Origin of the sequence: Salmonella sp. SAL04213 (assembly GCF_046550535.1) — a bacterium.
Classification (GTDB): domain Bacteria; phylum Pseudomonadota; class Gammaproteobacteria; order Enterobacterales; family Enterobacteriaceae; genus Salmonella; species Salmonella enterica.
The window spans coordinates 15,998-28,203 of the sequence record NZ_JBGDXS010000011.1 but is presented as its reverse complement, the minus strand read 5'-3'; the positions used below and the strand labels follow the sequence as shown (position 1 = coordinate 28,203).

Below are 12,206 nucleotides of genomic sequence, written 5' to 3'. Positions count from 1 at the left end.
GAAAATAAGAATGTATAGAACTATTTAAATTGATAATAAATATTGATTATGTGAATAACGTTTATAGCCGATTTTAACTTAAAACGAAGGGCCATTTTATCAAATAGTTCTATTCTTTTTCAGCGTATAAAAGCAGGATGTGAGGTGATTAAATCTATAGCGCCTTCTGAATGATAATCTGTGATTTTTTATGCGTGGCATTACATCATTGGGTTAAATGTGATTCCATTGTGAGTTATATTTTTCCGTCAGCAAATACAGAATTTGCGTGACGCGTTTGGCGGAATAGTGAGCGCTTTGCTGGAATTCAGGTTGTTGCCATAGCCAGGTAACAAAGCGGCGACTGGCCGCCAGATTAACGGCGACACCTTGTTCTAAGTGGGAACCGGTTAACGAACAGACCATTTTGCGGTTGTGACCTTGCCCCCAGAGTTGCCACTGATTTTGCCACCATCCCTGCCATGTTTTGCCTAACAGTTGCCACTCTGCGCGGCAATCGTCATCGTTTATCTCTTCCTCAACGAACCACAGCGAGGAGAGACGCTGGCGAAACCGCTCCGCCCATGCCGTAATGACCGCGCCGCGCAAAAAACACTCATGGGCAATGATGTGTGTCGTGACATCAGGAAAGCGGTTTTTCAGCACCCGAAAATGACCATGCGCCGTAATGACCGGGCGAAGTATTGTCCCTTGCGCGTTACGTTTAAGCGCCGCCGGGCCATACTGAATCTCATCGAACTGGCTGCGCTGTAAAAATTGCCGTTCTTTAATGGCGATACGGTGAATAATATCGCCATCCTCACCCTCGGGCGGCGCAATTCCTTTCCAGTGGTAATGCAAACTCTTTCCGGCAGAAAGTAACGTGAAATTGCTGGAAAGGTGAAGAACATTGCCGCGAACAGCGTCAAAACTGAATAAAAAGTACAATTGTTGGAAGGCATTCGCTCCCTGAAACGGTACGAGCAGCGGAATACTGCAAATCTGTTCCGGCGTTTCGGCGACATTCAGCGCGTGCTTTTTTGGCGTCCAGACTTTCTTACAGTACTGGCACTGAAGTCGCTGCGTTCCGCCGGGATTACGTCCATAGCGAATCCATGTTTTTTGATAGCAGTCGGGACAAAAGTGACCATGCTCTTTGGCATATTGCGCGATATAAGCAGACGCCCAGCGGCGAAATTCCCCCTCGTTGAAGAGCGGCGGATAACTGCCGCAGGCTCGACAATGCAATGCCGGATAACCCAGGCGATAGTCCGGCCACACATAATCCGGCGAGTCAGGCAGCCCAAGATTGCGACAACCAGCGCTTTTGCAGGCATTAATGGTGAACAGAGGCGGCATACATTTTACCAACGATTTTGGCAGGTCGTTGATTCTGCCTTCATAAAACGGTACGCGGGTGTGAGGACTCTCACATAAAAAAACCTTTCAGAACGTAACGTAGCGAATCTTTATATGACTGAAAGGGACTTATTTATGAAAGTAAAACTGCTTGCAGCCAGTATTTTGTTCACGCTGCCGTTCTGGGCCTGCGCCAAAGATGTCACCATTATTTACACCAACGATCTACACGCCCATGTGGAGCCTTATAAAGTGCCGTGGATTGCTGACGGTAAACGCGATATTGGCGGTTGGGCCAATATCACTACGTTGGTGAAGCAGGAAAAAGCCAAAAATAAGGCGACGTGGTTTTTTGATGCCGGAGATTACTTTACCGGACCGTATATCAGCAGCCTGACGAAGGGTAAAGCGATTATCGATATTTTGAATACCATGCAGTATGACGCTGCCACTATCGGTAATCATGAGTTCGATCATGGCTGGGACAATACATTGTTGCAACTGAGCCGGGCAAAATTCCCTATCGTGCAGGGCAATATTTTTTATGAGGACAGCAGTAAATCCTTCTGGGATAAGCCGTACACCATTGTTGAAAAAGATGGCGTCAAGATTGGCGTAATCGGCTTACACGGTGTCTTTGCTTTTAATGATACGGTATCCGCCGCGACGCGCGTGGGCATTGAGGCACGCGATGAGATTAAGTGGCTGCAACGTTACATTGATGAACTTAAAGGTAAAGTCGATCTGACCGTGGCGCTGATTCACGAAGGCACCCCGGCCCGCCAGTCCAGCATGGGAAATACCGATGTGCGACGCGCGCTGGATAAAGATATTCAGACCGCAAGTCAGGTAAAAGGGCTGGATATTTTGATTACCGGCCACGCGCATGTCGGTACGCCGGAACCGATTAAAGTCGGTAATACGCTGATCCTCTCAACGGACAGCGGCGGTATTGATGTGGGTAAACTGGTGCTGGATTACAAAGAGAAACCACACCACTTTACGGTGAAGAACTTCGAGCTGAAGACCATTTTTGCTGATGAGTGGAAGCCCGATCCGCAAACGAAACAGGTGATCGACGGCTGGAACAAAAAGCTCGATAAAGTCGTGCAGCAAACGGTGGCCCAGTCGCCGGTCGAGTTAACGCGCGCGTATGGCGAATCGTCGTCGCTGGGGAATCTGGCGGCGGATGCACTGCTTTTTACGGCGGGGAAAGACACCCAGTTAGCGCTTACTAACTCTGGCGGTATCCGCAACGAAATCCCGGCTGGCGCGGTGACGATGGGTGCGGTAATCAGTACCTTCCCGTTCCCTAATGAACTGGTCACGATGGATTTAACCGGTAAACAATTGCGCAGCCTGATGGAGCATGGCGCTGGATTAAGCAACGGCGTATTGCAGGTGTCTAAAGGGCTGGAGATGAAGTATGACAGCAGCAAACCTATCGGCCAGCGGGTTACCGTGCTGACGCTCAATGGCAAGCCGATTGACGATGCTACGGTTTATCACATCGCTACCAATAGCTTCCTTGCCGACGGCGGCGACGGTTTTGCGGCGTTCACGGAAGGCCAGGCGCGGAACACCTCCGGCGGCTACTATGTGTCGAATGCGATAGTTGATTACTTTAAGGCGGGCAACACCATCACGGATGAGCAGCTCAAAGGGATGCGCGTTGCGGATGTGAAGAAGTAATTTCCCCTGCCGCGGCGCGTTCAGTGTCGCGGCGTGACATGAAGAAAATTCAACTTTGCTGAATATTCCTCATTCTTTGGCGTGATTTTTCAGTTGACGTCCTTCCGCTTTTCCGTCATTTTTACATCTGGACGTCTAAACGGATAGATGTTTACAACACAACAAATAATAACATGCGATTGATGAGGTAAGGTATGAGCTTTTTTCACGCCAACCAGCGGGAAGCCCTGAATCAGAGCCTGGCGGAAGTACAGGGTCAGATTAACGTTTCGTTTGAATTTTTCCCGCCGCGCACCAGTGAAATGGAGCAAACCCTGTGGAACTCCATCGATCGCCTGAGCAGTCTGAAACCGAAGTTTGTTTCGGTAACGTATGGCGCCAACTCCGGGGAACGCGACCGCACTCATAGCGTTATTAAAGGCATTAAAGAGCGTACTGGGCTTGAGGCCGCGCCGCACCTTACCTGTATTGACGCCACGCGCGATGAACTGCGTACCATTGCCCGCGACTACTGGAATAACGGTATCCGCCACATTGTCGCTTTGCGCGGCGATTTGCCGCCGGGCAGCGGTAAGCCGGAGATGTACGCCGCCGATCTGGTTGGTTTGCTCAAAGAGGTGGCCGATTTCGATATTTCAGTAGCGGCCTATCCGGAGGTACATCCGGAAGCGAAAAGCGCGCAGGCCGATCTGCTTAATCTGAAGCGTAAAGTGGATGCTGGCGCTAACCGCGCGATAACCCAATTTTTCTTCGATGTGGAAAGCTACCTGCGTTTTCGCGACCGCTGTGTTTCCGCCGGTATCGACGTAGAAATTATTCCCGGCATTTTACCGGTGTCTAACTTTAAACAGGCGAAAAAATTTGCCGATATGACCAATGTCCGCATTCCGTCCTGGATGTCACTGATGTTTGAGGGTCTGGATGATGACGCAGAAACCCGCAAGCTGGTGGGCGCTAACATTGCGATGGACATGGTGAAAATTTTAAGTCGCGAAGGAGTGAAGGATTTCCACTTCTACACGTTGAATCGTGCGGAAATGAGTTATGCCATTTGCCACACGTTGGGCGTAAGACCGGGTTTATAACCTCCAGCTCCCTGCCGGGAGCTTTATTACAACTCATATTGATCTACATCTCTGTAACTAAAAATATAAAAGGTATTAGCTATCGAATCTGTGGATTAATTCAACTATATCTATTTGCTCCTGGTGTATATCGTAACGGTAACACTTTAAAAGGGAGCTGAGATATGAGCACGACCGACGATACCCATAACACGTTATCCACTGGAAAATGTCCTTTCCATCAGGGGGGGCATGACCGAAGCGCAGGCGCAGGGACTGCCAGCCGCGACTGGTGGCCGAACCAGCTTCGCGTGGATCTTTTGAATCAACATTCCAACCGTTCTAACCCGCTGGGTGAAGACTTTGACTACCGCAAAGAGTTTAGCAAGTTAGACTACTCCGCCCTGAAAGGGGATCTCAAGGCGCTGCTGACCGATTCACAACCGTGGTGGCCCGCCGACTGGGGCAGCTATGTCGGTTTGTTTATTCGTATGGCCTGGCATGGCGCTGGCACCTACCGTTCTATTGATGGTCGTGGCGGCGCGGGTCGTGGTCAACAGCGTTTTGCGCCGCTTAACTCCTGGCCGGATAACGTCAGCCTCGATAAGGCGCGTCGTTTGTTGTGGCCGATTAAGCAGAAATATGGCCAGAAAATTTCCTGGGCTGACCTGTTTATTCTGGCGGGTAACGTGGCGCTGGAAAACTCCGGCTTCCGTACCTTCGGTTTCGGCGCCGGGCGTGAAGATGTCTGGGAGCCGGATCTGGATGTGAACTGGGGCGATGAAAAAGCCTGGTTGACTCACCGACACCCTGAAGCGCTGGCAAAAGCGCCGCTGGGCGCGACCGAGATGGGCCTTATCTACGTTAACCCGGAAGGGCCGGATCACAGCGGCGAACCACTTTCTGCCGCCGCCGCTATTCGCGCTACCTTTGGCAATATGGGGATGAACGACGAAGAAACCGTGGCGTTGATCGCTGGCGGGCATACCCTCGGTAAAACCCACGGCGCGGCAGCGGCATCCCATGTAGGGGCCGATCCGGAAGCCGCGCCGATTGAAGCGCAGGGCTTAGGTTGGGCCAGCAGCTATGGTAGCGGCGTTGGCGCGGATGCTATCACCTCCGGGCTGGAAGTGGTCTGGACGCAGACGCCGACCCAGTGGAGCAACTATTTCTTCGAGAACCTGTTCAAATATGAGTGGGTACAAACCCGTAGTCCGGCTGGCGCTATCCAGTTTGAAGCGGTAGACGCGCCGGACATCATCCCGGACCCGTTCGATCCGTCGAAAAAACGTAAGCCAACCATGCTGGTCACCGACCTGACGCTGCGTTTTGATCCGGAGTTCGAGAAGATTTCCCGTCGTTTCCTTAACGATCCGCAGGCCTTTAATGAAGCCTTTGCTCGTGCCTGGTTCAAACTGACGCACAGAGATATGGGACCAAAAGCGCGTTACATCGGACCGGAAGTGCCGAAAGAAGATCTGATCTGGCAGGACCCGTTGCCGCAACCGCTCTACCAGCCAACGCAGGAAGACATTATCAACCTGAAAGCGGCGATCGCTGCATCCGGGCTTTCTATTAGCGAGATGGTTTCGGTTGCCTGGGCATCCGCGTCTACTTTCCGCGGCGGCGATAAGCGTGGCGGCGCTAACGGCGCGCGTCTGGCATTAGCGCCTCAGCGCGACTGGGAGGTCAACGCCGTTGCGGCTCGCGTTCTGCCGGTATTAGAAGAGATCCAGAAAACGACGAATAAAGCCTCGCTGGCCGATATTATTGTGCTGGCGGGCGTGGTCGGTATCGAGCAGGCGGCCGCTGCTGCGGGTGTCAGCATCAGCGTACCTTTTGCGCCGGGCCGGGTGGATGCGCGTCAGGATCAGACCGACATCGAGATGTTCTCGCTGCTTGAACCGATTGCCGATGGATTCCGTAACTATCGTGCGCGTCTGGATGTGTCGACGACCGAATCGCTGTTGATTGATAAAGCGCAGCAGTTAACGTTGACCGCGCCGGAAATGACGGTACTGGTTGGCGGGATGCGTGTGCTGGGAACCAACTTTGACGGCAGCCAGAACGGTGTCTTTACCGACAGACCGGGCGTGCTCAGTACAGACTTCTTCGCTAATCTGCTGGATATGCGTTACGAGTGGAAGCCCACCGACGACGCTAATGAGCTGTTCGAAGGCCGGGATCGTCTGACTGGCGAGGTGAAATACACGGCGACCCGCGCCGATCTGGTGTTTGGTTCCAACTCCGTACTGCGCGCGCTGGCGGAAGTTTACGCGTGTAGCGATGCGCACGAGAAGTTTGTGAAGGACTTCGTCGCGGCATGGGTGAAAGTGATGAACCTGGACCGTTTCGATCTGCAATAATCTGATAGGTTAATTCGTCAGCGGCTGCTATTCGGTAGTCGCTGACGTTTTCCGCGTTTAATGCGAAAAATAACGAAAATGCCCCGTTACTTTCCAGTTAAATAATACATCTTCCTCCTGTGCTCCCGCGCCTATGTTATGCACAACCAGCGGCACCCCTTCAGGCGTGACGTTCAGGGACACCACGCCAATATGCGCAAGGCCGTTATCCAGTCGCCAGGAGACAATATCTCCCGGTTGATAATCGCTATATTTATCTGTCACCGGCAACGCTTTGTTGTGGCGCTGGAACCAGGTTTCCAGATTCGGAACGCGGCGATGGTCGATATTGCTGTCCGGGCGTTTCAGCTTCCAGTTATTCGGGTAGGCAGAGAAATGCGACTGCATGTCTTCATGTACCCGTTTCTGTAAATCAACCTGCTGACTGCGCAGCGCGCGGATGACGACATCTGCACATACGCCACGCTCCAGCGGAAGATCGCCATTCGGATAATCCAGACGAACATAGGCAGCATCATAAAATAGCGTCTTACCTATTTGCGTCCCGGCACTTTGGGCGATTGCAGCATTAGTTTGCGCCTGAACGGTTATTGGTCTGGTATCAGAGCGTGGCGAATGATGAGAGATATGGCTAATAAAAAAAGCAGCAAGAATACCGATAAGCGCCCGTGCGAATTTCATCTTCTTCGTCCGTGAAGTGTGTCAGTACGTCATTTGACTTTCCGCGGAGAGAATGGTGCGTGACAAAAAAGTCTATTTCAGGACAAAATGGACTGATTCCAGGCTATGGAATACCTGATGATGGCGCTTCGCTTACCCGGCCTGGATGATTGGATAACAAGGCCAGATAAGGCGCCTGTGTCGATATTCGGCAAATGAATTCTGTTGGGTCAGCAAGCTGAAATACTCCTGACTATCGTCAGGAGTATTGCTCAGACCTTATTCCCATTCCTGCAAGAAGCGTTGACCGTACTGGTCGGCGACCAGCAGCGCGGCGTACACTTCATCCGGCGTTGCGCCGCCAGGCATGTTATGAATAGTTTCACCTTCTACGCAGGAGGCTTCCGCGACGGTGCGCATTTTGGCCGGGATATCCTGTTTAATATCCAGTTGCGCCAGCGTAATCGGCAGGCCAACGGAATGGCACAGCGCCGCAACGGTTTCGATTTCTTCGACCGGCGCGTTTTCCAGCACCAGTTGCGTCAGCGTACCGAAAGCGACCTTCTCACCGTGATAATAGTGGTGCGCATCCGGAATCGCCGTTAAACCGTTATGAATCGCGTGCGCTGCGGCCAGACCGCCGCTTTCAAAACCGACCCCGCTCAGGTAGGTGTTGGCTTCGATGACGCGTTCCAGCGCTGGCGTGACGACGTGCTGTTCGGCGGCCAACATGGCTTTTTCGCCTTCTTCGATCAGCGTGTTATAGCATAGCTCCGCCAGCGCCAGCGCGGCCTGTGTACACTTGCCGCCCGCCATTGTGGTGGCGCCGCTGCGTGAGCAGGCGCGCGCTTCAAACCAGGTCGCCAGCGCATCGCCGATACCGGCTGCCAGCAGACGCGCCGGCGCGCCCGCCACTATCTGCGTATCGACAATGACCATATTCGGGTTATGCGGCAGCAGCAGATAACGGTCAAACTCACCGGCATCGGTATAAATAACCGAGAGCGCGCTGCACGGTGCGTCGGTAGAGGCGATGGTCGGCGCGATAGCGACCGGGACGTTCATAAAGTGCGCCAGCGCTTTGGCGGTATCCAGCGTTTTACCGCCGCCGATACCCAGTACGGCGCCACACTGACTTTTCTCGGCGACGGCGCGCAGCCTGTCGATCTCATTTTGCGAACATTCGCCGCCAAACGGGGCGATTTCTACTGACAAACCGGCATCCGTCAGGCTTTTGCGCAGCGTCTCTTCGGCAAATCCCAGCACGAATTTATCGCCCACAACCAGCCAGTTGTTCGCCATTGGTTTTAAATAATCGCCAAGACGCGCGATGACGTTTGCACCCTGAATATACTTACCTGGTGACTGAATAATGCGATCCATACATTTCTCTCCTACAGGTTCAGATTACCAAAAGCGTTTTTCCAGTCTTGCTCAAACTTCTCTATTGCTGACTCTACCGCAGGCGTATTGAGCATTTGTTGCGCTACATCTAAAGGAAGGGTAATCGCCTGGCAACCTGCCAGTAAGCAATCCAGCGCCTGCCGCGGCGTTTTAAAGCTGGCCGCCAGTACCATGCTGTCGGGCGCGTGATGCTCCAGTAGCGTTTGCAGCTCCTGAACCATACGAATGCCATCGCCGCCCTGCGCATCAACGCGGTTGACGTAGGGAGCGACATATTTTGCGCCCGCCAGCGCCGCCAGCAGGCCCTGCGACGCGCTGTAGACGGCGGTGCCCAGCGTCACGATGCCTTCTTTTTTCAGCAATTTAATCGCTGCAAGACCTTCGGCGGTCACCGGAATTTTCACCACAATGCCGGGGATGGCGTTATTCAGTCGTTTGGCTTCTTCCACCATCCCTTTCGCGTCGCGGCTCATGGTCTGCGCAAATAAAGTGCCTTCTTCGCCGATGGCGTTTTGCAGCCTGGGTAGCACATCCCAGATAGATTCTTTGCTGGCTGCCACAATGCTTGGATTGGTGGTGACGCCGGCAATCGGGAAAATGCGCGCCAGACGTTCAACTTCCGCCACGTTAGCGGTATCCAGATAGAGTTCCATAGTCTTTCTCTTCGTGAGTTTTCGTTATGGACAGGATAAAGGAGCGTGCCCCGGATGCGCTATGTGACAAATCTGCCAAAAACTGGACAAATGTGATGCTCTTGGTAAAGTGTGATTTACTTCACAAGTTGGTGATGATTAACGTATAACGTGCTGTTGTATGCCATGTGGGAGAGTGAGGTTTTTGCATTGATATTACAATAATCCAGTAAATGCGCGTTTTATCTACTGTATTCTCTTTACTGGCGTGTGGATTATTTCTCCGTTAGCTGGCTGTGATACTGGCGGCGATACTCCGACGGCGAGCGTTCCGTATTTTTGCGAAACAGGCGGCAGAAATAGTTACTGTCGACAAAGCCGCAGCGGTGCGCCACCTCCTTCACTTTCAGGTCATAACCCTTCAATAACGTTTTGGCGTGTTCCAGTCGCGTATGGTTCAGGTATTCGTTAAAGCCGATGGCTCCCGTTTTCTGGAACAGGTGCGAGAGGTAATTTGGCGAGATATAAAACGCCTGTGCTACCGATTCGCGCGTCAACGGCGCGGCGTAGCGTTCATCAATATACTCCCGAATGGCTTCAAAAAGCGCGCGGCTGCGGGAGGCGGTCTGGATTTGGCTGCCGAGCAGATCGCGGCAATGGCTTAGTAGGCTGGCGACAATCAATCTGGCCGTTTGCTGCTCTTGCGGCTGCATCTGCATCTCATTAAGCGTTTGTAACAGGAAAGAGCCGATACGCGGGCCGCGGCGCGCAACGTGCTGTTTCGTGAGGTTTTGATGCTGCTGACCGTCCCAGTGGACCACGCTGAAACCTAACTGCTGTTTGCCAAACAGAATGCTCAGGGTGGTGACGGGCGTTTGCCATTGCGGGATGTTCCAGCCGCCAGCCGGAACGTAGAGAACATCGCAAGGAATGAGCGGGGCGGTAATGCTCATGTCAGTAAGCTCGCCCTCCAGCACAATCTCCAGCCGCGGAAAATCCACCTGGTACGCCAGTTCCGGCGCTGGGCCGCTGGCGCTGGCAAAATAAATCTGGCGCAGCGGCAGCGGGCCGTTGATGAGACGGGAGAGAAGGTGGCTGACGTCGTGATACATGATAATCCCCTGCCGATCGCAAACAGAGGAAACAGTAACGTCGAAAACCGATGTCCTCAAGCGATTATTGCCGGATAGCGGCGCTTTGCGCCTTATCCGGACTACGGGAGAGAAGAACGCCAGGCCCGATAAGCGTTAGCGTTATCGGGCAACATACAGGCTATTGATTACCGACCTGATCGCCATACGGCAACGTATCATAATCAATCAGCGCGTTTTTCTTATACGGGTTGCCAATCCAGCGCGTGGTCTCTTTGAACTGCGGGTTGGTGATGGAACGCGTCGGGTCGTAGCCATCATAGGTCAGGCCCGCTAAGTCCGACCAGGTATGGATAAGCTCGGAACTACTGTACTTACGATCGACATCCTGTGAGAAGTCGCGCGGATGCGCTGCCTGCCATTTCTCTGAGGTCCACAGCAGGAACGGCACCGTATACATATGACGGGTTGGCGAATCTTCGTTTCGTCCCTGCGTCTTATGCGGCGGCGTGTCATACACTTCTTCACCGTGATCGGAGAAGTAGAGCAGGAAACCGTTCGGATCGGTCGCTTTATAGTCCTTAATCAGGCTGGCGACAACATAGTCGTTATACAGGTTCGCGTTGTCGTAATCGTTATACGATTCCAGTTCGTCGCTGCTTAATCCCGGCGGAACATGGTCGGTTTTACCATCAAACTTGCCCTGGTTTTCTGGATAGCGGAACTTGTATTTAATGTGCGTTCCCAGCAGATGCACAATAATGAATTTTTTCGGCGCCGGGTCGGCTAACACCGCTTTAAACGGCGCCAGCACGTTGCTGTCATATTCGCGTGCGCTTTGAGTGCGCTGCTGGTTCATATAGAACTGCTTATCAGTCTGCTTAGAGAACACGGTCAGCATGGTATTACGCGCCGTCATCGTCTGCTGGTTAGTGATCCAGAAGGTTTTATACCCGGCCTGTTTCATCATATTCATCAGCGATGGCTTCGTCAGATACCAGTCCGGGTTCTTTTCGTCCGCGAACGTTAGCGCCTGTTGCAGAATCTCAATGGTGTACGGTCGCGAAGTTACCACGTTATTAAACACGGTCATCCCGGGGTCGGTTTTATGCAGCGCGTCCAGTTCCGGCGTGGTTTCGCGCGGATAACCGTACAGACTCATACGGCCACGCTGGGTCGATTCGCCAATCACCAGTACCAGCGTGCGCGGCGCATCGCCGGAGTGGTCTTTGAAGTTAGCCAGCGGCGGCAGGGCATCGTTTTCATTCAGCAGTTTATTCAGCGAGGCGAGCTGTAAACGGTACTGATAGTAGCCAGTAATAAATTGCCACGGCGCGGCGGGTTCCATTCGTGACGCCAGGCTATCCAGCGTTTTCTCCATCGACTTATGCTTGATAAAGGTATTCATCGCGATGGGATGGAGGATCAGCCCGTACAGCAGGGCAAACGACACCAGATAGCGCCAGGGGGATGGAATATAAACCGGGCGCAGACGTGTCCACAGCAGAATCGCCGCTACCGTATAAGCCAGGGCGACAAGAACAATTTTCAGACTGAAATATTGGCTTAAATATTCGCTGGCTTCATTGGCGTTGGTTTCAAACATCACAAACAGCACGCTTTGCGAGAACTCCTGCCCGTAGATTACGTAATAGCTCAGCGCCGCCAGCGAGGCGGCCCAAAGTACGACGCCAATAACGGCAGCAATAACCCGGATGCGGCCTGGAAACAGAAAGACCGGGATCAGCCACAGTGAGCTGTACAGTAGCGAATCCCGCAGACCGTTTGTCCCACTGTATCCGGTGAGATAAATAATGGCCTGCAGGAGGGTGGAAAAGAACCAAAAGTAGAGCAGTGCCCAGCCCAGGGCTTTCCAGCTAAACGCGGGTTTAGTCTGGAGTAATGTGGATTGCATAATGAGAGCCTGTCTTTAATCGTAGCGCCAAACGTAACGCCTGA

At 52.8% G+C, this 12,206-nt stretch carries 9 protein-coding genes; 3 read left to right on the top strand and 6 right to left on the bottom strand.

The window, feature by feature from the left end:
- Positions 1-213: 213 nt before the first annotated feature.
- Positions 214-1,338 (bottom strand): hypothetical protein, encoded by a 1,125-nt coding sequence (locus ACLJPQ_RS19735; RefSeq protein ID WP_001134802.1) that lies wholly within the window; start codon positions 1,336-1,338, stop codon positions 214-216.
- A 135-nt stretch (positions 1,339-1,473) separates the two neighbouring features.
- Between ACLJPQ_RS19735 and ACLJPQ_RS19730 the strand changes: the two genes are divergently transcribed.
- The 3 genes from ACLJPQ_RS19730 to katG all read left to right on the top strand — a co-directional run bounded on the left by ACLJPQ_RS19730 (position 1,474) and on the right by katG (position 6,460).
- Positions 1,474-3,030 (top strand): bifunctional metallophosphatase/5'-nucleotidase, encoded by a 1,557-nt coding sequence (locus tag ACLJPQ_RS19730; protein ID WP_001728569.1) that lies wholly within the window; start codon positions 1,474-1,476, stop codon positions 3,028-3,030.
- A 194-nt stretch (positions 3,031-3,224) separates the two neighbouring features.
- Positions 3,225-4,115 carry a methylenetetrahydrofolate reductase gene (gene metF / locus ACLJPQ_RS19725; RefSeq protein ID WP_000007507.1) on the top strand — a complete coding sequence of 297 codons (891 nt, stop codon included), beginning with the start codon at positions 3,225-3,227 and terminating at the stop codon, positions 4,113-4,115.
- 164 nt (positions 4,116-4,279) lie between these two features.
- Complete coding sequence (katG, locus tag ACLJPQ_RS19720) at positions 4,280-6,460, top strand: catalase/peroxidase HPI (protein ID WP_000108115.1); 2,181 nt, start codon at positions 4,280-4,282, stop codon at positions 6,458-6,460.
- 57 nt (positions 6,461-6,517) lie between these two features.
- On the opposite strand, the gene ACLJPQ_RS19715 is transcribed toward katG, so the two are convergent.
- The 5 genes from ACLJPQ_RS19715 to ACLJPQ_RS19695 all read right to left on the bottom strand — a co-directional run bounded on the left by ACLJPQ_RS19715 (position 6,518) and on the right by ACLJPQ_RS19695 (position 12,162).
- Positions 6,518-7,141: a DUF1287 domain-containing protein gene (locus ACLJPQ_RS19715; protein ID WP_080185082.1), complete on the bottom strand. Its 624-nt coding sequence runs from the start codon at positions 7,139-7,141 to the stop codon at positions 6,518-6,520.
- Positions 7,142-7,399: 258 nt separating this feature from the next.
- Positions 7,400-8,503 carry a glycerol dehydrogenase gene (locus tag ACLJPQ_RS19710; RefSeq protein WP_080185083.1) on the bottom strand — a complete coding sequence of 368 codons (1,104 nt, stop codon included), beginning with the start codon at positions 8,501-8,503 and terminating at the stop codon, positions 7,400-7,402.
- Positions 8,504-8,514: 11 nt separating this feature from the next.
- Positions 8,515-9,177 carry a fructose-6-phosphate aldolase gene (fsa, locus tag ACLJPQ_RS19705; protein ID WP_000424866.1) on the bottom strand — a complete coding sequence of 221 codons (663 nt, stop codon included), beginning with the start codon at positions 9,175-9,177 and terminating at the stop codon, positions 8,515-8,517.
- 254 nt (positions 9,178-9,431) lie between these two features.
- Positions 9,432-10,268 carry a helix-turn-helix transcriptional regulator gene (locus tag ACLJPQ_RS19700; protein ID WP_000274595.1) on the bottom strand — a complete coding sequence of 279 codons (837 nt, stop codon included), beginning with the start codon at positions 10,266-10,268 and terminating at the stop codon, positions 9,432-9,434.
- A 160-nt stretch (positions 10,269-10,428) separates the two neighbouring features.
- Entirely contained in the window at positions 10,429-12,162 is a 1,734-nt protein-coding gene (locus ACLJPQ_RS19695) for a phosphoethanolamine transferase CptA (RefSeq protein WP_080185084.1), read from the bottom strand.
- Positions 12,163-12,206: the final 44 nt, after the last annotated feature.

Coding starts and splice junctions, on each gene's coding strand:
- ACLJPQ_RS19730 (WP_001728569.1), top strand. CDS start 1,474: ATGAAAGTAAAACTGCTTGCAGCCAGTATTTTGTTCACGCTGCCGTTC.
- fsa (WP_000424866.1), bottom strand. CDS start 9,177: ATGGAACTCTATCTGGATACCGCTAACGTGGCGGAAGTTGAACGTCTG.
- ACLJPQ_RS19695 (WP_080185084.1), bottom strand. CDS start 12,162: ATGCAATCCACATTACTCCAGACTAAACCCGCGTTTAGCTGGAAAGCC.
- ACLJPQ_RS19715 (WP_080185082.1), bottom strand. CDS start 7,141: ATGAAATTCGCACGGGCGCTTATCGGTATTCTTGCTGCTTTTTTTATT.
- ACLJPQ_RS19735 (WP_001134802.1), bottom strand. CDS start 1,338: ATGCCGCCTCTGTTCACCATTAATGCCTGCAAAAGCGCTGGTTGTCGC.
- katG (WP_000108115.1), top strand. CDS start 4,280: ATGAGCACGACCGACGATACCCATAACACGTTATCCACTGGAAAATGT.
- ACLJPQ_RS19710 (WP_080185083.1), bottom strand. CDS start 8,503: ATGGATCGCATTATTCAGTCACCAGGTAAGTATATTCAGGGTGCAAAC.
- ACLJPQ_RS19700 (WP_000274595.1), bottom strand. CDS start 10,268: ATGTATCACGACGTCAGCCACCTTCTCTCCCGTCTCATCAACGGCCCG.
- metF (WP_000007507.1), top strand. CDS start 3,225: ATGAGCTTTTTTCACGCCAACCAGCGGGAAGCCCTGAATCAGAGCCTG.